Here is a 20,731-nt window from a genome sequence, read left to right on the forward strand (position 1 = left end):
TTGCTCTTAGAAAACATCTTGTCCGGCCCGTATGTAGATCATGGGATTCACGGGTCGCCCGCCGACGCGCACCTCGTAGTGCAGGTGGGGGCCGGTCGACCGTCCGGAATTGCCAATATCACCGATGTGCTGTCCACGCGAGACCCTTTCGCCGACGCTCACCCGGATTCTGCTCTGGTGGGCGTAGCGGGTCTCGATCCCGAACTCGTGCTGGATCTTCACGAGGCGGCCATAGCCCGAGGACCAGCCGGCGTGGGTGACCACGCCGTCGGCGGGGGCGTAGATCGGCGTGCCGATGGGCGCCGCGAAGTCGGTGCCCTCGTGCATCCGGCCCCAGCGCATTCCGAAACCGCTGGTGAAGCGGAAGTTGTTGCGCACCGGCATGTCGAAGGGGGCACGCTCGGCCGCGATGCGGTAGAGGTTGATGCGGTCCAGGCCGTCGAGGATCTCGTTGGCGCGGGCCGCGTCGGGATCGAGCCCGCCGCCGCGCGTCGAGAAGCTGAGAGGCGTGAGCGGGCCGCCGGTGCCGGAATAGCCGCGCCGCACTTCGCTGATGAGGTCGGAGGGGTTGAGCCCGGCCTCGCGGAACATGCGGTCCAGCGGCTCGACCGAGATCGTCATCGCCTCTTCGAGCTGGCGGAAGATCTCGTCGTTCTTCTCCTGCAGGAGCCGCAGCTCCAGCTCCATCTCGGCGGCATGTTCGAGGGCGAACTCGGCGTCGGCGGCGACCAGGTCGCGTTCGGCGGCGGTTTCGGCCAGGGCCGAGGCGAGAAGGTCGACGGTGCCCGTCACCTCGTCGGACTGCATGTCCGGCCCGCCGTCGCTGCCTTCGAGCCGGGCCTGGAGGGTCGTGGCCTGCTCCCGCGCCGAGTCGCGTTCCTCGCGGATGCGGCGGAGGGTGGACTGGATGACCTCGATGCCCGTCTCGAGTTCACGGGCCCGCGTCTCGGCCTCCAGGAGTTCCGTCTGCATGACGCTCACCTGGTCGAGCGTGGTCGCGAAGCGCTGCTGCGCCGCGAGCGCCTCGGAGGCGCGCTGGTCACGTTCGACCGAGAGAGCGTTCAGACGCTCCTCGTAGATCATCTGGTCCCGCTTGGCCTGGGCGCGAAAGTTCCCGGCGCCGATACTGTCCATGAGCAGGATCGCCGTCGCGACGATGGACCAGCCGACGAGCACGGTCGCCGTGCCCCAGCCGACGAGCTGCATCCCCGGCTTGAGCCGGATGAAGCGTGTCTCTGTGTCCGATCTGATGAAGAGGCGACGTTCCGGAAGCCGCTTTTCGAGGGCGGCGTGCAGCCGCTGTGCCATTCGAGATCTCACGTCTCTCTAGTCCTGTCCCCAACCAATCCGTTCACGGCCGCGTTGCCTCCCTGTGACCGCGTTGCGAGAGGGATACCGACCGGGGGTAGGGGGGGCAAGGCGGCAGGCCCCCGAGGTTCCGCAATTGACCTCGGAGAGGCAAAATCGGCAAAATCTCGCCGAAACGAGGGGTTAACCTGCCCGTTCTTCGGCCAGCGGCCAGTAGAAGTCGGGCGGAAGACCGGCCTCCGCGCGCTTTTCCTCGTTGAAGGGCGGCTTGGTTCCGCCTTTGAAATACCGCCGGACGAGCTCGTGAAAGGCGTCCTTCGGATCCTTTTCATGGCGCCCGCAGAGAAAGTGGAACCACTTCGCCCCGTAGGAGACGTGGTGCACCTCCTCAGCGTAGATCGTCTCCAGCGCCTCCACGACGTCGGGACCATCCGACTTGCGGAAGAGCTCGATCATGCCGGGCGTGACGTCGAGGCCGCGCGCCTCCAGCACCATCGGCACCACGGCGAGGCGGCCCAGTAGGTCCTCCGCCGTATCCTCGGCGGCGCGCCACATGCCGGCATGGGCGGGCAGGGCGCCGTAGTGCGCGTCGCGCCTCTCGAGGCAATCGCAAACGAGGTTGAAGTGCTTGCTCTCCTCGTCGGCGGACTTGACCCAGTCGTCGTAGAATCCTGCCGGCATGGGCGTGTCGGTGAAGCGCGCGATGATGTCCCAATGCAGGTCGACGGCGTTCAGCTCGATATGCGCGACGGCGTGCAGCATGGCGATGCGCCCGGCCTCGGTCCCGGGCTTGCGCTTGGGGACGTCGCGCGGGTCTAGCAGCTGCGGCGCCTCGGGGCGGGCGGGGCGGAGCGGGGGCTCGGCGCTGCCGACGAGGGGCGTCTCACCGGCTTCGCGGGCGGCGAACCAGGCGGCGGCATGGCGGCGGGAGAGGGCGGTCTTCTCCCGGCCGTCGGCGGTGGTGAGCACCTCGACGGCCATCTCTGCGAGGGTCTGCATGGGCGGCTCCGGCGGTCTGGCGTGCGGTCGGGCATAGCCAGAGCCCGTCGTGCCGGGAAGTCCGGCGCCGCACCGGGCGCCGGCCTGTTGTCTGCGGGAAACGGTCAGAGGGCGCGAACGGCCTCCAGCACCTCCTCGGCGTGGCCCGGCACCTTCACCTTGGGCCAGACGCGGACGATGCGTCCGTCGCGGCCGATCAGGACGGTCGTGCGCTCGATGCCCATGAAAGTCTTGCCGTACATGCTCTTTTCCTTCCAGACGCCGTAGCGCTCGCAGACGTCGTGCTCCTCGTCGGAGAGCAGCGCGACCTTCAGGCCGTGCTTGTCCCTGAACTTGTCGTGCTTGCTCACGCTGTCCTTGCTGACGCCGAGGATCACCGCTCCGGCCTCGGTGAAGGCCTCCAGGTGCTCGGAAAAGGCGATGGCCTGCTTGGTGCAGCCCGAGGTGTCGTCGCGCGGGTAGAAGTAGAGCACGACGATCTCCCCCGCGTGGTCCGAGAGCGAGACCTCGCCGCCGCCGTCGCGCGGCAGGGTGAATTCCGGCGCTTCCGCGCCTGCCTCGATCGTGATCTCTGCCATGTCTTTCCCCTCACTGCAGTCGTTGTCCGATGACCCGTTTCGTTCTAGGCCGCCCCGGCGCAGAATAAAGGCGCGACGACGCGGAGGCACATGAGCGGGACGGGAGAGGGCAAGGATCGCGCGAAGCGGCGCGGGCGCAAGCGGCGCGCCGCGGGGCGTCTCGCCATCGCGCTCGCCGGGGCTTCCGTCGCCTTCCTGGTGGTCGTCGCCCTCTCGCTGCCTGGCCGCGAGATCACCGCCCCCTCCTGGGTGACCGAGGACGTGGAGGCCCGGGCGGAGGAGATGCTCGGCGGCGGGATCGACTTCCGCGACATTACCGTGACGCTGGGCTCCGACCTGCACCCCCGCGTGGCCCTGACCGAGGCCGTGCTGAGCGATGCCGAGGGCCGCGTTGTGGCCCGGGTGCCGCGGATCGACGCGCTGGTCTCTCCGCGGGGTCTGCTGCTGGAGCGACAGTTGCTCTTGCAGGAACTCGTGGTGACGGGGGCCGAGGTCGTGCTCGCGCGCGACGAGAGCGGCGCCGTGCAGGTCTCCTTCGAGGCGGGCGGCGGTCCGGGGGCCGGGGGGCTCGCCGATGCGCTCGACCGTCCGGCGCTCGCGGCGCTGGAGGAGGTGCGGGCCGAGGCGCTGACCCTGACCTATGAGGATGCGCGGAGCGGCAGGCGGTGGACCGTCGAGGACGGCGACATGCGGCTGAGCGTGACGGACGAGGCGCTCGAGATCGCAGGGGACCTCGAGGTGCCGCAGGCCGGGGGTGTGCCCTCGACGCTCGCGGTCGACGTCAGTCTGCCGCGCGGCGACGGGGCTGCGGCCTTCGGCATCGACCTCGACGGGGCGCCGGCGGCGGACCTCGCCGGTCAGTTCGCCGCCCTGAGCTGGCTCCGGGTGATCGATGCGCCGCTCTCCGGCAACCTGCGCGGCACGCTCGGGGCGGACGGCCGGCCGGGGGAGATGGACGCGGTCCTCCGGATCGGGGCAGGCGTCGTGCGGGCCTCCGACGAGACCCGACCCATCCCCTTCGACGGGGCGCGCGCCTATCTCTCCTATGCTCCCGCCACCGACGAGATCGCCGTCGACCTGCTCGAACTCTCGTCGGAGGAGGCCGAGATCCATGCCTCGGGCCGGGCGTACCTGCGGGACCTGCAAAACGGGCGGCCCGGCGAGATCTGGGGGCAGTTCGACATCGCACGGGCCTCGGTGAACCCCGGCGGCCGCTACGCGGACCGGCTGGATCTGGCCGAGGGCGCGGCGGACCTGCGTCTGCGCTTCGACCCCTTCCGGCTGGACCTGGGCTCCGCCACGCTCGCGCTTCCGGGCGGTGCGAGGCTCCAAGCCAACGGCGAGGCGCGGGCCGGGGAAAGTGGCTGGCGGGTGGCGCTCGACCTCGCGTCGGAGCGAATGACCATCGCGGATGCCCTCGGCCTCTGGCCGGAAGGCTGGCGTCCCGGCGTGCGCGGCTGGTTCGCGCGCAATGTCACCGCCGGTCGGGTCTCAGATCTCTCGGTGAGCCTGCGAAGCGAAGCTGGCGCTGCGCCGATCGTGGCCGCGGACTTCGAGATCTCCGAGGGCTCCGTCCGGTTCCTCCAGCGGATGCCGGAGCTCACCGGCGCCGAGGGCTTCGTCCAGATCCTCGACCGCAGCTTCGCCCTGACCCTCGACGCGGGCGAGGTGGAGGCGCCGGAGGGCGGCACGCTCGACCTCGCGGGCTCGAGCATGGTGATCCCGGTCATGGGGCTGCCGAGGACCCCGGCCGAATTCGCGCTAAAGGTCGCGGGACCGCTCCCGGCGCTGCTTTCGGTGGTGGACCGGCCGCCTTTGACCTTGCTCTCCCGCGCGAACTTGCCGGTCGCGCTGGCCGAGGGAGAGGCCGAGGTCTCGGGCCGCGTGGTGCTGCCGCTCGGGGACGGGCTGACGCCGGACCAGGTGAGCTACGAGATGGAGGCGACCTTCCGGAACGTGACCTCGGACGAGCTGGTGCCGAACCGGACCCTCACGGCGGAGAGGGTGACGCTTTCCGCGAGCCCCGGCGGCCTGACGGTCGACGGTCCGGTGCGGGTGTCTGGTGTGCCGGTTGAAGGCAGCTTCTCCAAGACCTTCGAGCCCGGCAGCCCCGCCCGCGTCTCGGGGGAGGTACGGCTCTCGCCCGAGGCGCTCGAGGCTTTCGGGATCGGTCTGCCGGAGGGTGTCGTCGCGGGCCAGGGGACGGGCCAGCTCGACCTCACGCTCCGGCGCGGCGCTCCGCCGGCCTTCACGCTGACCTCCGACCTGACGGGGCTGCGCCTGCGGCTGCCCTGGGTCGGCTGGGAGAAGGTGCCGGGCACATCGGGGCGGCTCGAGATCGCCGGGCAGCTCGGCGAGACGCCGCATGTCGACAGGCTCGCGGCAGAGGCGCCCGGCCTTCGGGCCGAGGGGCGGATCGACCTCGAGACGGGCGGGCGCTTCGAGGCGGCGCGGTTCTCGCGGCTGAGCGTGGGCGGCTGGCTCGACGTGCCGCTGGTGCTGCGGGGGCGCGGCGCTGGACAACCCGTCGGCGTGGAGGTCAATGGCGGCACGCTCGACTTGCGCCGCGCCCGCTTCGGCGGCGGAGGTGGCAGCGGGCAGGGCGGCCCCATCACGGCGGAGCTGGACCGGCTGCAGATCACGGAGACCCTCGCGCTGACCGATTTCGTCGGCAGCTTCCGGCCGGACGGCGGTCTCGGCGGACGGTTCGGGGCCCGTGTGAACGGCGGCCCGTCCGTCGAGGGGGCGCTCGTGCCGTCGGAGGGGCGGACCGCGGTGCGGCTGACCTCGGAGGACGGGGGCGGCGTCCTCCGCGCCGGGGGCCTCCTGCCCAACGCGCGGCAGGGCAGTCTCGACCTGCGGCTGCAGCCGACCGGGAGCCCCGGCACCTTCGATGGCCATCTGAGCATCGACGATCTGCGCATCCAGGACGCGCCGGCCATGGCGGCGCTGCTCGACGCGATCTCGGTGGTGGGTCTGCTGCAGCAGCTCGACGGGCAGGGGCTGGCCTTTTCCGAGGTCGACGCCTGGTTCCGGCTTACGCCGGATCGCATCACGGTGACCCAGGCGAGCGCCGTCGGTCCCTCGCTTGGCCTCTCGCTCGACGGGACCTATACGCAGGCCACCAAGGCGATGGAGTTCCAGGGCGTGATCTCTCCTTTCTACCTTCTCAACGGCATCGGATCGGTGCTGACCCGACGTGGCGAGGGGCTCATCGGGTTCAACTTCACCCTCGGCGGCACGCCGGGCGATCCGCAGGTGCGCGTGAACCCGCTCTCTGCCCTCACGCCGGGGATGTTCCGCGAGATTTTCCGCCGCCCGGCGCCGGAGGTGGGCCAGTGAAGCTGAGCGAGTTCGACTTCGACCTGCCGGAGGAGCTGATCGCGACCCGGCCCGCGCGGCCACGCTCCTCGGCCCGGCTGCTGCTGGCCCAGGGCGACGCGATCGAGGACCGGGTGGTCTCGGAGCTGCCCGACATCCTGCGGCCCGGCGACCGGCTGGTGCTGAACGACACCAAGGTGATCCCGGCCCGGCTCTCCGGCCGCCGCTACCGCGAGGGGCCGGAGGGAGAGGGGGGCGCGCGGATCGAGGCGACGCTGCTGGAGCCGCGCGCGGACGGCGCCTGGTCGGCGCTGGTCAAACCGCTGAAGAAGCTGCGAGACGGCGAGGAGGTGATCTTTTCGCCCCGTCTCTCGGCGCGGCTGGAGGGGCGCGACGAGGGCGTCGGGCGGCTGAGGTTCAACCTGGCGGGCGAGGATTTCGACGCGGCGCTGGCAGAGGCCGGCGCCATGCCCCTGCCGCCCTACATCGCCGCCAAGCGCCCGGCGGACGAGGCCGACAAGCAGGACTACCAGACGATCTGGGCCGAGCGTCCGGGGGCGGTGGCGGCGCCCACGGCCTCGTTGCATTTCGACGATCCGCTCATGGAGGCGCTCGCCGTGCGCGGGGTGCAGTTCACGCATGTCACGCTGCACGTCGGCGCGGGCACCTTCCTGCCGGTCAAGGTCGACGACATCAGCGAGCACCGGATGCATGCCGAGTGGGGCGAGGTCTCCGAACGCGCGGCGGCCGAGATCGAGGCGACTCGCGCGGAGGGGGGCCGGATTATCCCCGTCGGCACGACGGCGCTGCGGCTGATCGAGAGCGCGGCGACCGGCGACGGACTCGGACCCTGGCGCGGGGAGACGGACATCTTCATAACGCCCGGCTTCCGCTTCCGGGTCGCGGACGGGCTGATGACGAACTTCCACCTGCCCAAGTCGACGCTGATGATGCTCGTCTCCGCGCTCATGGGAGTGGATCGCATTCGAGCCGTTTACCGGCACGCAATCTCCGAGCGCTACAGGTTCTTCTCATACGGCGACGCGTCACTGCTGCTTCCCGGTTGAGGCCGCCGCCGGCGGGGGCTAGGTGGCGCGCAGAACGACACGCGGATGTCGCACTCCGGTGCGAAGCGAACCCGCGGATCGAGTAGACGTCCGGCCAGCCAAAGGCGGCCGGCGAATAGGCAAGAGGTTCGATATGCTATCGCTTGTAGGCAGCGCTTGGCCGCTGCTTCTGGGCATGTTCATGCTCATGGTCGGCAACGGCCTTCAGGGAACGCTTCTGGGTGTTCGCGGCGATCTCGAGGGGTTCGGGACCTTCGAGATGTCACTGGTGATGTCAGCCTACTTCCTCGGCTTCCTCGGCGGATCGCAGCTGTCGCCGGGCATGATCCGGCGCGTGGGTCACGTCCGCGTCTTCGCGGCGCTCGGCTCGGCGATCTCGGCGATCCTGATCCTCTATCCCACGCTGGTCTCGCCCGCGGCCTGGATCATCGGCCGCGTGATCATCGGCTTCTGCTTCTCCGGGGTCTACGTCACCGCGGAGAGCTGGCTGAACAACGCGGCCAGCAACGAGAACCGAGGGCAGGCGCTCTCGCTCTACATGATCGTGCAGATGGGCGGGATCGTCGTGGCGCAGTACCTGCTGCTGCTGGGCGACGCGGGGGGCTACGTGCTCTTCATCATCCCCTCGGTGCTGGTGAGCCTGGCCTTCGCGCCCATCCTGCTGTCGGTCTCGCCCACGCCGGCCTTCGAATCGACCAAGCCGCTGAACCTGCGGCTGCTGATCGAGGCCTCGCCTCTCGCCTCCGTGGGCATGATCCTGCTCGGCGGCGCCTTCGCCGCGCAGTTCGGCATGGCCGCGGTCTATGCCACGCAGGTCGACCTCTCGGTCGGGCGGATCTCGGTCTTCGTCTCGGTCTTCTACATCGCGGCGGTGGTGGCGCAGTATCCCATCGGCTGGCTTTCGGACCGGCTCGACCGGAGGATGCTCATCATCGGCGTCGCGGCCGTCAGCGCGGTGGGCGCGGTGCTGGGCTTCCTGCTGCCGCCGACCTTCGGGACGCTGGTCCTTGCGGCGGCGCTCATCGGCGGGACGACCAACCCGCTCTACGCGCTGCTCATCGCCTACGCGAACGACTATCTCGAGCGGGAAGACATGGCGGCGGCCTCCGCCGGCTTCGTCTTCATCAACGGCCTCGGCGCGGTCGCCGGACCGGTTACGGTCGGCTGGCTCATGCGCAGCTTCGGGCCGGAGGCCTACTGGGGTTTCATCGCCGTGCTGATGTCGGCCATCGCGGGCTACGGCCTCTACCGGACGACGCGCCGCCCGACGGTCAGCAACGCGGGCGAAGCGGTGCCCTATTCGCCGGTCCTCGCGAACGCCTCTCCCTACGCGGTCGACATGGCCCAGGAGGTCTATGCCGAGCATGAGGCAGAGGTCGACACGGAGAGCGATCGGGGCAGCGCCGACAACGACGGCGACCGCCCCACAGGCTCCGGTCCGGGCCAGGCGGTGCCGGTCTGACCTTGCACGGGCCTGCGCCTCGGCGCAGGCTCGGTCCGGGCGCGGGCAGTCGCGTCCGGAGACCGCGAGGCACGCATGACCCACCCGCAGGAGATTATCGACTTCTGGCTCGACGAGGTCGGGCCGAAGGGCTGGTTCGAGCCGCCCGAGGGGCTCGACGACGACATCCGGGAGCGCTTCGGCGGTCGCTGGAAAGAGGCCTCCGAGGGCGGGCTGGGGCTCTGGCTGACAACCCCGCAGGAGAGCCCGGCCTACCTGATCCTCACCGACCAGTTCCCGAGGAACATGTTCCGCGGCGAGGCCCGCGCCTTTGCGACCGACCAGAACGCCCGCGCGGCGGCCAAGGTGATGATATCCCGCGAGTGGGACCTGCGGCTGGAGGCCCGGGCCCGGCCCTTCGTCTACCTGCCGCTGGAGCACTCCGAGAACATCGTCGACCAGGACCGGGCCGTCGCCCTCTTCGCAGAGCGGCTGCCCGAGGACACCCAGAGCCTGCTGCACGCCCGCGCCCACAGGGAGATCATCCGCCGCTTCGGCCGCTTCCCGTTCCGAAACGCCGCGCTCGCCCGCCGAACGACAGAGGCCGAGCAGCGCTTCCTCGACGAGGGCGGCTACGGCGCGATCGTCCGAGCGCTCCAGGCGGAGCAGGGCGACGCGGCCCCGAGCGCCTGACCGCGCTCCCGGGCCCGCCGCCGCGTCGAATGCGCCCGGTCTTCCGGCGAGGCCCTGAGATCCCAGAGACTTGCACGCGGCGCGGTCCGGCCATGCCGGTGTGTCTCTGGCAAGGCCGGTCCCGATCGTTTAACGTCAAACCAATTCGCCAACCGGAGGAGGCTTCATGGCCACGAGCTATGACATGATCGTAATCGGCGCGGGACCCGGCGGCTACGTCGCGGCGATCCGCGCGGCCCAGCTGGGCCTCAAGGTGGTCTGCGTCGAGCGCGAGCACCTGGGGGGCATCTGCCTCAACTGGGGGTGCATCCCCACCAAGGCCATGCTGCGTTCGGCCGAGGTCTTTCACCTGATGCACCGGGCCAAGGAATTCGGGCTCAAGGCCGACGGCGTCGACTATGATCTGGAGGCCGTCGTGCAGCGTTCGCGCAAGGTCGCCAAGCAGCTGACCTCCGGGATCGGCAGCCTGTTCAAGAAGAACAAGGTCACCTCGATCATGGGCGAGGCCCGCCTGGCCGGGAAGAACACCGTGAAGGTCAAGACGGAGAAGGGCGAAGAGGAACTGACCGCGCCCGCGATCGTCGTCGCCACCGGCGCCCGCGCGCGGGAGCTTCCGGGGCTGGAGGCGGACCACGAGCTGGTCTGGACCTACAAGGACGCGCTAGTGCCGAAGCGGATGCCCAAGAAGCTGCTGGTCATCGGCTCGGGCGCCATCGGGATCGAGTTTGCGAGCTTCTACAACACGCTCGGCGCCGACACGACGGTGGTCGAGGTGATGGATCGCATCCTGCCCGTCGAGGACGAGGAAATCTCGAAGTTCGCCAAGAAGCAGTTCGAGAAGCAGGGCATGACGATCCTGCAGAAGGCCATCGTCAAGCAGCTGGACCGTGGCAAGGGCAAGGTGACCGCCCATATCGAGACCGGCGGCAAGGTCGAGAAGCACGAGTTCGACACGGTGATCTCCGCCGTGGGCATCGTCGGCAACGTCGAGGGACTCGGCCTCGAAGAAGCGGGCGTGAAGATCGAGAAGAGCCACGTCCTGACCGACGAGTACTGCCGCACCGGCGTCGAGGGTCTCTACGCCATCGGCGACATCGCGGGCGCACCCTGGCTCGCGCACAAGGCCAGCCACGAGGGCACGATGGTGGCCGAGCTGATCGCCGGGAAGAATGACGTGCACCCGATCAAGCCCAACTCGATCCCCGGCTGCACCTACTGCCATCCGCAGATCGCGAGCGTGGGCCTCACCGAGGCGCAGGCCAAGGACCAGGGCTACGAGGTCAACGTCGGCCACTTTCCCTTCATCGGCAACGGCAAGGCCATCGCGCTCGGCGAGCCCGAGGGCATGGTAAAGACGGTGTTCGACAAGAAGACCGGCGAGCTGCTGGGCGCCCACATGGTCGGCGCGGAGGTGACCGAGCTGATCCAGGGCTACGTCGTCGGCAAGACGCTGGAGACGACGGAAGAGGACCTCATGGAGTCGGTCTTCCCGCACCCGACGCTGAGCGAGATGATGCACGAGAGCGTGCTCGACGCCTACGGCCGCGCCCTGCATTACTGAGCGAGATTGCGCCACGCCGGCCCGCCGGGGCCCGGCGTGGCGCCCGCCTTTTCAGCGGCGGGAACAGAGTGACACGGGCCGCCGTTGCGCCCGCATGAGCTCGCCCAGCCACGCCATCGAAGACATCCTCGACAGCCTGCATCATGCGGCGGAACGCGACGGCTCGATCTCCGTCGACGAGACGGTCGATGCGCTCGATCACCGCGGCTACGGGCCGTTTCTCTTCGTGCCCGCGCTGGTGGAGATCACGCCCATCGGCGGTATCCCCGGCGTCCCTACGCTTCTGGCCGTGATCATCGCCATCTTCGCGGCCCAGATCGCCTGGGGCCGCGAGGACCTCTGGCTGCCGGGCGTGCTCTCGAAGCGCACCGTGAAGGCCAGCCGGATGCGGCAAGCCGCCGACAGCCTTCAGCCCATCGCGCGGCGGCTCGACCGGTGGTTTCCGGGCCGCCTGCCGCAGCTCACGCGGACATCGGTGATCCGCACGGCGGGGGTGATCTGCCTGTTGCTCTGCTTCACGGTGCCGCCGCTGGAGCTGATCCCCTTCGCCAGCACGGCGCCGATGGCCGCTATCGCGACCTTCGGCCTGGCCTTCAGCCTGCGCGACGGCCTGCTCATGGCCATCGGCTACGCCCTGACCGCCGTGGCGGTCGGGGTCGGCCTTACGGCCCTGATCGGCTGACCCCCGTCACTCGACGGTGACGGGGAGGGTGAAGATCACCTTGTTGCCCTGGCCCAGCGCATAGCGCAGCTCGTAGGTGCCGGGTGTCTCCGGAAGCTCCAGCATCACCGGGTTGCCCTCGCGGGTGTAGACGTAGTCGATCGAGCGGTCCGCCCCGACCTCGGCGATGGCGATGAAGTCGTCGCGGTAGCCCGGACCGTCCCAGCCGACGGGCAGGGTGCCCCCGGCCGGTCCGCTCTGCGGGGCGACGAGCTGGGCCTCGGCCGCGACGATGGTGATCGGCTCGCGCTGGATGACGGTGTTACCCTGTCCCAGCACGTAGCGAACCTCGTAGTCGCCCGCGTCGACCGGCATTTCGAGTTCGGCCGGGTTTCCATCGCGCGTGTAGGTGTAGTTCACCGAGCGGTTCTCGCCGGGCTCGGCCACCGCGATGAAGTCGTTGCGGTAGCTCGGTCCCTCCCAGCCGACCTGGATCGTTTCGCCCGCGACCGCGCTGTCCTGCACCTCCAGCGTGGCTTTCGCCGTCTCGATGGTGATCGGCTGCGAAACGGCGACCCGGTTGCCCTGGCCGAAGACGTAGCGGAGCTCGTACTCGCCGGCCTCGACGGGCATCTCGAGCTGGGCCGGATTGCCGTCGCGGGTGTAGGTGTAGTTCACCGAGCGGTTCTCGCCGGGGACGGCCACGGCGACGAAGTCGTTGCGGTAGGCGGGCCCGGTCCACTCGACCTCGATCGTGTCCCCGGCAACCGCGCTCGCGGGGCCCGAGACCGCGACCTCGGCCGCGGAGACGGTGATTTCGGATGTGGCGGCGATCTCGTTGCCCTGACCGAGCACGTAGCGGACCTCGTAGGTGCCCGGTTCGACCGGCATCTCGAGCTCCGCAGGGTTGCCGTCGCGCGTGTAGGTGTAGTTCACTGAGCGGTTCTCGCCCGGCACCGCGACGGCGATGAAGTCGTTCTGGTAGGCGGGGCCGGTCCAGCCCACTGGGATGGTCGCGCCCACGGTGGCCTCTGGCGGGGCCTCGACGGAGATGCTGAGCTCGGTCACCTCGATGGGCCGGCTCGCGAGCACGGTGCGGTCCTGGTTCACGATGTAGCGCAGCTCGTAGGTGCCGGGCTCAACGGGCATCTCGATCTCTGCCGGATTGCCATCGCGGGTGTAGGTGTAGTTCACCGACCCGTCCTCGCCGGGGATGGAGACCGCGAGGTAGTCGCCCTGGTAGTCCGGCCCGGACCAGCCGACCTCGATGGTTTCCCCCGCCGGGGCGCTGTCGGGCGCCGTGAGCTCCGCGCCGACCTCGGTGACATCGATGGGCCGCGTCGCGATCACACGCCGGTCCTGGTTGAGGTAGTAGCGGAGCTCGTAGGTCCCGGGAGCCGTGGGCATGAGCAGCTCGGCAGGGTTGCCGTCGCGGGTGTAGACGTAGTTGACGTAATTCTCCTCGCCGGGGACCGAGACGCCGAGGTAGTCGCCGGCGTAGTCGGGACCCTCCCAGCCGATGGTGATCGTCTCGCCGGCGATCGCCGTTTCGGGGGCCGAGAGTTCGGCCTTCACCGGGCTGACCGTGATCGGCGCGCGGGCGATGATCCGGCGGTCCTGCGACATGACATAGCGCAGTTCGTATTCGCCCGGCTCCGCCGGCAGGACCAGCGCGCCCGGAGCGCCCTCCTCGGTGTAGACGTAGTTGACGTAACCGTCGTCGTCAGGGGCGGAGACCGCGAGGTAGTCGCGCGGGTAATCCGGTCCCTCCCAGTCCACCTGGATCGTCTCGCCGGCCATCGCCTCTGCCGGGCCCTCGACCGCGGCCGTGACCTCCGTCACCTCGATGGGCGAGGCGGCGAGGATCTGGCGGCCCTCCGAGAGGACGTAGCGCACCTCGTAGGTGCCGGGGGTCGAGGGCATCCTCAGGACGGCGGGGGAACCCTCCTCGGTGTAGACGTATTCCTCGTAGCCGGTGTCGTCGGGCACGGAGACCGCGATGTAGTCGCGCTCGGCGTCGGGCCCGTCCCAGGCCACCTCGATCATGGAGCCGGCGACGGCGGAGCCGGGATGCGTGACCGAGGCGGTCGGCAGCGGCTCCTCGAAGGTCAGCGTCACCGTGACCGGCGCGTCGCCCGCGACGGTGAAGGTCGTCTCCTGCGCCGTCTCGCCAACGGTCCAGTAGGCCTCGGCGGTGTAGGTTCCTTCCAGCAGCTCGCGCTCCAGCGGATTGCCCTGTTCGCCCTCGGCGAGGGCGCCGCTGTCGGAGGAGATGTCCCAGAGGACGGGATCGGCGATGACGGTGCCGTCCGCCATCTCGGCGACGAAGGTGCCGGGGGCGACGACGGGTTCGGGCTCGACCACCACGGCGAGGGCATCGGTCAGCTCGCTCGCGTTCTGGGCGGTCGCGAAGGTGCCGCCGGTCTCCTCCGCGATGCACTGCATCTGGGCGAGGGCCTCTGCCTCTCCCGCCACGTCGAAGCCGATGACATGGGCGGTGAAATCGATTCCCGCCTCCTCCAGCGCGCGGGCCGCGGCGCAGGGGTCGGGGTTGCAGGTCTCGATCCCGTCGGAGACGAGGACGACGGTCGCCTTCTCCTCGGTAAAGCGCAGGGCCTCCGCCGCCGCGATTACGGCGTCGGTCATCGGGGTGCGACCGCGCGGGTTGATGTTGTTGACCTGCTCCACGATGCGCCCGGCCGTCCCGGCGTCGGGCGCGACCACGGTCTCGATATCGGTGCAGTCGCCCCGGGTGCGATGCCCGTAGACGGTCAGGCCGAGATTCTGGTCATTGGGAAATGTCGAGAGGATCTCGCTCACCACGTCGCGCGCGATGACGATCTTGTTCACGCCGTCGATCTGCCCCCACATCGAGCCGGAACCGTCCATCACGAGGATCGTGTTGGGCCGGGACTGCTGGGCCGCTGCGCCGAAGGGCAGCAGCAGGAGCGTCAGGCAGATGATGGCGATATGGCGCATGTGAATTCCCCCTCGTCAGATGACGCTAGGAAACACCAGCCGGTCCGGTCTGTGAAGCCCCTGTGGCCAAAGGAAAACGCCTGTCCGGCGGTTCAGACGTAGGCAATCATCCGGCCCGCGATCAGGACTGCGGGCCAAAGGAGGAGCGAGGCGAGCGCCGCTGCGCGCTGCCGGCCAGGGGAGAGCGCGGAGAGCCGCAGATGGGCGGCGATGTTCACGAGAGCCAGCGCGAGCAGGGCCATCTTCACGAGGAAGGCGCGGTTGCCGAGGTAGTCGCCCGCCTGGGTCGCGAAGAGCAGGAAACCGAAGACCACCGCCATCGCGAGCCCCGCTGCCGCGTAGCGGCGCAGGTCGGTGCCGTCCCGGCCCCGCAGCAGGCGGAGGTCCATGGGCAGCACGGCCCCGACGAGCAGGGCCAGCCCGAGGATATGGCCCGCGTTGACCAGCGGATAGGTCCAGCGCGAGACCTTGAGGTGCTGGGCGACTGCCGTGGCTTCGAGCCAGGCGGCGATCTCCGTCAAAGCCGCTCGGGATAGAGCTCGTAGGTCTGGCCGTCGATGGTCACGGCCTCGGCCTTCATCAGCAGCTCGCCGGGATCGGAGGAGCGCTCGCCGAGGATCGTCATCTCGGTCCCGGGTGCCATCATCCCGTCGGTCAGGCCCGCGCGGTCGTTGCGCCAGGGCTGGCCGACCTGAACGGCCCAGAGCTCGTCCTCGGCCTCGATGGTCAGGACGCCGTGCGGATTGCCGAGGTCCGCGTGGGTCACGACGCCCGTCAGTTCGAACTTGCCCCCGTCGGTCCAGCGCCAGCCGTGATGCGCGGCGGCGGGCAGGGCAACGAAAAGGGCGAGGGTGGCGGCAACAAGGGTGCGGATCATTCCGGATACTCCCGTTTCTGCCCGTCCAATTCTAGCAGCCGCGGCGGCTCCGTCATCCAACGGCTCCGTGAAGCCGGGACTGGCGCGCGGCTCTCCGCCGGTCTAGGCACGAGCCATGGAGACGCGGACGCCCTTCGGAACGGTGCTTCTGCTCTGGGCCGCGGGGCTCGGGGCGGCGGCGCAGTACGGCAAGGCGTCGGTCGGCTTCGGCGCGCTGGCGGAGGCCTATCCCGCCGCGGGTGCGAGCCTCGGCTTCGCCGTCTCGCTGGTGGGCTTCATCGGCATCATCCTTGGCGTCGTGGCGGGCCTCGTCGTCGGACGGCTCCGCTACCGGCGAGCGCTGCTCTGGGCGCTCTGGGCCGGGGCGGCGCTTTCGCTGTTCCAGGCGACGCTGCCCGCGATGCCGCTGCTGCTGGCGAGCCGCATCGTCGAGGGGATGTCCCATCTCGCCATCGTCGTGGCGGCGCCCACGCTGATCTCGGCCATCACGGCGCCGCGGCACTCGGGCTTCGTCATGACCCTCTGGGGCAGCTTCTTCGGTGTGGCCTTCGCGCTCCTGGCCTTTCTGGGGCTGCCGCTTGTCGACCGGCTGGGGCTTCCGGCGCTCTTCGTGGCCCATGCGATCTGGATGGCGGCCTGCGCGCTGCTGATCGGGGCGGTTCTATCCAAGGGTACGGCACCCCGGGTGACGGAGCCGCTGGACTGGCGCGGGCTCGCCGCGCGACATGTCGAGATCTACCGCTCCCCGTGGATCGGCGCAGCGGGGGTGGGGTGGCTGTTCTACACCTTCTGCTTCGTCTCGCTGCTGACGCTCATCCCGCCCTTCATCGCTCCCGGCTGGCGCGCGGCCATCGTGGGCGCGATGCCGCTGATGAGCATCGCGGTCTCCCTCACGCTGGGCACGGCTATGCTCCGGCAGGTCTCGGCGGTCTGGGTGGTGATCCTCGGCTTCGCCGTCGGCGGCGTCTCGGCGCTGGGGCTCCTCGTCGCACCGGGTGGGCCGCTCTTCTGCCTGCTGCTCGCCTCGGGGCTCGGCCTGACCCAGGGGGCGAGCTTCGCTCTGGTCGCCGAGCTCAACCCCGACGCCGAGGACCGTGCGGCGGGCTACGGCGCGATGGCCCAGACCGGCAACATCGGCAACACGATCGGGACGCCGGTGATGGTTGTCGTCATCGCGGCCCTCGGCCACCCCGGCTTCGCGCTCGGTCTCGCGGCGGTTCTCTTCGGCGGGGCGGCCGCCCATATGATGCTCATGCGGCTGCGGGAGGCGGCACCGACGGGGCAGGTGTGATTTTCTCTCCCGTTTGTTCTAGTAATGTTCTATAAACCTCATTGCGCCTCGGGCCGCATGGCCTATCTGAGGCCTGCTGCCGAAAGAGGTGTTTCATGCCCGAGCTGAAGTCGATCGAGGTGCGCGGCGCGCGCGAGCACAATCTCAAGAACATCGACCTCGACATTCCCCGCGACAAGCTTGTCGTCGTGACCGGACTTTCCGGCTCCGGCAAGTCGTCGCTTGCCTTCGACACGATCTATGCCGAGGGCCAGCGCCGCTATGTCGAGTCGCTCTCGGCCTATGCCCGGCAGTTCCTCGACATGATGGAGAAGCCGGACGTCGATCACATCTCCGGCCTCTCCCCCGCGATCTCGATCGAGCAGAAGACGACCTCGAAGAACCCGCGCTCGACCGTCGGCACGGTGACCGAGATCTACGACTACATGCGCCTGCTCTTCGCGCGGGTCGGCACGCCCTATTCGCCGGCCACCGGCCTGCCCATCGAGGCGCAGCAGGTGCAGGACATGGTCGACCGTATCATGGGCTACGAGGAGGGCACGCGCGGCTATCTTCTCGCGCCCATCGTGCGCGACCGGAAGGGCGAGTACCGCAAGGAATTCCTGGAGCTGCGCAAGCAGGGCTTCCAGCGGGTGAAGGTCGACGGGGAGTTCTACGACCTCGACGATCCGCCGACGCTCGACAAGAAATTCCGCCACGACATCGACGTCGTCGTCGACCGCATCGTGGTGCGCGAAGGCGTCGAGACCCGGCTGGCGGACAGCCTGCGCACGGCGCTCGACCTGGCCGACGGGATCTCGGTGCTGGAGACGGCGCCGCACGAGGGGGAGGGCGAGCCGGAGCGGATCACCTTCTCCGAGAACTTCGCCTGTCCGGTTTCCGGGTTCACGATCCCGGAGATCGAGCCGCGGCTGTTCTCGTTCAACGCGCCCTTCGGCGCCTGTCCCTCCTGCGACGGGCTGGGTCACGAGCTCTATTTCGACCCGGCGCTCATGGTGCCGGATGCCGCGCTGAGCCTCGCCAACGGGGCCATCGCGCCCTGGCGCAAGGGCAAGTCGCCGTATTTCCTGCAGACCATCGAAGCCATTGCCCGGCACTACGAGTTCGATTCCAAGACGCCCTGGAAGGACCTGCCGGCCCACGTGCAGCAGGTCTTCCTGTATGGCTCGGGCGACGAGGAGATCCAGTTCCGCTACGACGAGGGGGGGCGGGTCTACCAGGTCTCGCGGCCCTTCGAGGGCGTGATCCCGAACATGGAGCGCCGGTACCGGGAGACCGACAGCGCCTGGATCCGCGAGGAATTCGAGCGCTACCAGAACAACCGCCCCTGCGGCACCTGCAACGGCTACCGCCTGCGGGAAGAGGCGCTCGCCGTGAAGATCGCGGGCCTGCACATCGGCGAGGTCGTGCAGATGTCGATCAAGGAGGCCTACGCCTGGACCGAGTCGGTCCCGGAAAGCCTCACCCAGCAGAAGAACGAGATCGCCCGCGCCATTCTCAAGGAAATCCGTGAGCGGCTGGGGTTCCTGAACAACGTCGGTCTCGAGTACCTGACGATGAGCCGGGCCGCCGGCACGCTCTCGGGCGGCGAGAGCCAGCGGATCCGGCTGGCGAGCCAGATCGGCTCGGGCCTCACCGGCGTGCTCTACGTTCTCGATGAGCCCTCCATCGGCCTGCACCAGCGCGACAACGACCGGCTGCTGACCACGCTCAAGAACCTGCGCGACCAGGGCAACACGGTCATCGTCGTCGAGCACGACGAGGAGGCGATACGCGAGGCGGACTACGTCTTCGACATCGGACCGGGCGCCGGCGTCCACGGTGGCCACGTGGTGGCCGAGGGGACGCCCGACGAGATCCAGCAGAACCCCGAGAGCGTCACCGGCGACTACCTCGCCGGCCGGCGGGAAATCCCGGTGAACCCCGAGCGGCGCGAGGGCAACGGCAAGGCTCTTACCGTGGTCAAGGCGCACGGCAATAACCTCAAGGACGTGACCGTCGATTTCCCGCTGGGCAAGTTCGTCTGCGTGACCGGCGTCTCCGGCGGGGGCAAGTCGACGCTGACCATCGAGACGCTCTTCAAGACCGCCTCCATGCGGCTCAACGGGGCGCGGCAGGTGCCCGCGCCCTGCGAGACGATCAAGGGGCTGGAGCACCTGGACAAGGTCATCGACATCGACCAGCGGCCCATCGGGCGGACTCCGCGTTCGAACCCGGCCACCTACACCGGGGCCTTCACCCCGATCCGCGACTGGTTCGCGGGCCTGCCCGAGGCCAAGGCGCGGGGCTACAAGCCCGGCCGCTTCAGCTTCAACGTGAAGGGTGGGCGCTGCGAGGCCTGCCAGGGGGACGGGGTCATCAAGATCGAGATGCACTTCCTGCCGGATGTCTACGTCACCTGCGAAACCTGCCAGGGCGCGCGCTACAACCGCGAGACGCTTGAGGTGCGCTTCAAGGGCAAGAGCATCGCCGATGTCCTTGAAATGACGGTGGAAGACGCCCAGGAGTTCTTCAAGGCGGTGCCCTCGATCCGCGAGAAGATGGACGCGCTGATGCGCGTGGGTCTTGGCTATATCAAGGTCGGCCAGCAGGCGACGACCCTCTCGGGTGGCGAGGCGCAGCGGGTGAAATTGTCGAAGGAGCTGGCGAAGCGATCCACCGGGCGCACCCTCTACATCCTCGACGAGCCGACGACGGGCCTGCATTTCGAGGACGTGAAGAAGCTGCTCGAAGTGCTGCACGAGCTGGTCGATGCCGGGAACACGGTGGTGGTGATCGAGCACAACCTCGACGTCATCAAGACGGCCGACCACATCGTCGACATCGGCCCCGAGGGCGGGGATGGCGGCGGCACGCTGGTCGCGACCGGCACGCCCGAGGAGGTCGCCGAGGTGACCAGCAGCCATACCGGCCGGTACCTCGGCCCGATGCTCAAGCCCCGCCGCCGGGTGGCGGCGGAGTAAGGGGCGCGGTCGACCGGAGCGCGCCCTGCGCCGTCTGTCTCAGACCGAGGAAACGAGCCGCAAAAGCTGGAGCAGGTCGTACCCCTCCTGCGACAGCTCGACCACCGAGCCGTCGACGACCGAGTATCGCCGACCCTCGGCCCTCTCGGGCAGGTCATAAATCGCGATCAGCTCTTCCTCGGTCAGCGACACTGTCGGTTCGACCACGAGGTCCTCTGCGATCTCGGGCACGGAGGCGAGCCGCCGAATTTGCTGAAGCATCGCGTAGTTTTCCTCGGTCAGCGTCACCGGCTGCCCGTCGATGACGGCATAGCGCATGCCGGCAGGGGCGGGTTCGAGATCGAAGAGGTCGACGATCTCGGCTTCGGTCAGCAGGAGCTCATCGACCGCGTCTTCCTGGACCTCTTCGTCGACGGTCTCGGTCTCCTCGAAGGCCAGTGCGGCTTCCTCCAAGAGGCGGTCGAGCTCTTCGTCGCTCACGCCGGTCCATTCCTGGAAGGTGACGCCCTTGTCCGCCTGTCCCGGCGGCACGCAGGGCGGGTCCCGGAAGGCGAGGCCCGGCGGGCAGTCGAAGACCGCGCCGAGGTTGGCGAAGGCGCCGGCGCCCGCCGCGGTCGCATCCGCGCGGTTTCCGTTTCCGTTACCTCTGCCGTTTCCAGTGCCACGGGCCGATCCCGAATTCCCCGGTGCCTCGGGTCGGCTGGAGGCCCGGTTTCCGTTCCCGTTCCCCTGGCCGTTCCCGTTGCCGCGCGCGCTGGCGGAGTTGCCGTTTCCGTTGCCATTCCCGTTGTTGCCGGGCTTGGCATCAGCAAGGGCGGGCGAGAGGGCGATCACCGCGGTCAGGGCCACGGCCAGATAGCGTTTCATGCTGATCCTCACTTCACTTGTCCGGTTGCAAACCGCGCCGTCCCGGGCGGGTTCCCGGCCCGAGCGGCGGGCTGCCGATGCCGCGGGAGAGCTGTTTCCAGGTGCACCGGGCCGCGCAGGGCGCT

General features: G+C 69.3%; 15 protein-coding genes. 8 read left to right on the forward strand and 7 right to left on the reverse strand.

All coding sequences use genetic code 11. The features are described 5' to 3' along the window. Positions 1–6: 6 nt before the first annotated feature. The 3 genes from F3S47_RS06865 to bcp form a co-directional block, all read right to left on the reverse strand. A complete protein-coding gene (locus F3S47_RS06865; RefSeq protein ID WP_150444505.1) occupies positions 7–1,308 on the reverse strand; it encodes a M23 family metallopeptidase in 1,302 nt (433 codons plus the stop codon). A 183-nt stretch (positions 1,309–1,491) separates the two neighbouring features. Continuing rightward, complete coding sequence (locus tag F3S47_RS06870; protein WP_150444506.1) at positions 1,492–2,307, reverse strand: ferritin-like domain-containing protein; 816 nt, start codon at positions 2,305–2,307, stop codon at positions 1,492–1,494. Positions 2,308–2,411: 104 nt separating this feature from the next. Further along, positions 2,412–2,885: a thioredoxin-dependent thiol peroxidase gene (gene bcp, locus F3S47_RS06875; protein ID WP_150444507.1), complete on the reverse strand. Its 474-nt coding sequence runs from the start codon at positions 2,883–2,885 to the stop codon at positions 2,412–2,414. 90 nt (positions 2,886–2,975) lie between these two features. Between bcp and F3S47_RS06880 the strand changes: the two genes are divergently transcribed. From F3S47_RS06880 to F3S47_RS06905, 6 genes are all read left to right on the forward strand, one after another. Then, positions 2,976–6,227: a YhdP family protein gene (locus F3S47_RS06880; protein WP_150444508.1), complete on the forward strand. Its 3,252-nt coding sequence runs from the start codon at positions 2,976–2,978 to the stop codon at positions 6,225–6,227. After that, positions 6,224–7,273 (forward strand): tRNA preQ1(34) S-adenosylmethionine ribosyltransferase-isomerase QueA, encoded by a 1,050-nt coding sequence (queA, locus tag F3S47_RS06885; RefSeq protein ID WP_150444509.1) that lies wholly within the window; start codon positions 6,224–6,226, stop codon positions 7,271–7,273. The genes F3S47_RS06880 and queA overlap by 4 nt, the downstream gene beginning before the upstream one ends. Positions 7,274–7,406: 133 nt before the next feature. Continuing rightward, positions 7,407–8,735, forward strand: a complete 1,329-nt coding sequence (locus tag F3S47_RS06890; RefSeq protein WP_150444510.1) for an MFS transporter — start codon at positions 7,407–7,409, stop codon at positions 8,733–8,735. Between the two features lie 75 nt (positions 8,736–8,810). Beyond that, positions 8,811–9,407: a DUF924 family protein gene (locus tag F3S47_RS06895; protein ID WP_150444511.1), complete on the forward strand. Its 597-nt coding sequence runs from the start codon at positions 8,811–8,813 to the stop codon at positions 9,405–9,407. A 166-nt stretch (positions 9,408–9,573) separates the two neighbouring features. Next, positions 9,574–10,968: a dihydrolipoyl dehydrogenase gene (lpdA, locus tag F3S47_RS06900; RefSeq protein ID WP_150444512.1), complete on the forward strand. Its 1,395-nt coding sequence runs from the start codon at positions 9,574–9,576 to the stop codon at positions 10,966–10,968. A 94-nt stretch (positions 10,969–11,062) separates the two neighbouring features. Then, positions 11,063–11,650 (forward strand): exopolysaccharide biosynthesis protein, encoded by a 588-nt coding sequence (locus F3S47_RS06905; RefSeq protein ID WP_150444513.1) that lies wholly within the window; start codon positions 11,063–11,065, stop codon positions 11,648–11,650. 6 nt (positions 11,651–11,656) lie between these two features. On the opposite strand, the gene F3S47_RS06910 is transcribed toward F3S47_RS06905, so the two are convergent. The 3 genes from F3S47_RS06910 to F3S47_RS06920 form a co-directional block, all read right to left on the reverse strand. After that, positions 11,657–14,608, reverse strand: coding sequence for a VWA domain-containing protein (locus F3S47_RS06910; RefSeq protein WP_150444514.1), 2,952 nt, complete (start codon positions 14,606–14,608; stop codon positions 11,657–11,659). 92 nt (positions 14,609–14,700) lie between these two features. Next, the gene (locus tag F3S47_RS06915; protein ID WP_223877748.1) at positions 14,701–15,129 is read right to left on the reverse strand and encodes a hypothetical protein; all 429 of its coding nucleotides are present in this window, start codon (positions 15,127–15,129) and stop codon (positions 14,701–14,703) included. Then, on the reverse strand, positions 15,126–15,485 hold the full coding sequence (locus F3S47_RS06920; RefSeq protein WP_150444515.1) for a DUF6152 family protein: 360 nt from the start codon (positions 15,483–15,485) through the stop codon (positions 15,126–15,128). Before F3S47_RS06920 ends, F3S47_RS06915 begins: the two co-directional genes overlap by 4 nt. Before the next feature lie 115 nt (positions 15,486–15,600). Between F3S47_RS06920 and F3S47_RS06925 the strand changes: the two genes are divergently transcribed. Continuing rightward, complete coding sequence (locus F3S47_RS06925; RefSeq protein WP_150444516.1) at positions 15,601–16,776, forward strand: MFS transporter; 1,176 nt, start codon at positions 15,601–15,603, stop codon at positions 16,774–16,776. Between the two features lie 95 nt (positions 16,777–16,871). Continuing rightward, positions 16,872–19,739: an excinuclease ABC subunit UvrA gene (uvrA, locus tag F3S47_RS06930; protein WP_150444517.1), complete on the forward strand. Its 2,868-nt coding sequence runs from the start codon at positions 16,872–16,874 to the stop codon at positions 19,737–19,739. 39 nt (positions 19,740–19,778) lie between these two features. Here the strand turns inward: uvrA and F3S47_RS06935 are convergent, their stop codons facing one another. Continuing rightward, the gene (locus F3S47_RS06935; RefSeq protein ID WP_150444518.1) at positions 19,779–20,606 is read right to left on the reverse strand and encodes a hypothetical protein; all 828 of its coding nucleotides are present in this window, start codon (positions 20,604–20,606) and stop codon (positions 19,779–19,781) included. Positions 20,607–20,731 lie beyond the last annotated feature (125 nt).

The organism is Histidinibacterium aquaticum, assembly GCF_008710275.1.
Lineage (GTDB): Bacteria > Pseudomonadota > Alphaproteobacteria > Rhodobacterales > Rhodobacteraceae > Oceanicola > Oceanicola aquaticus.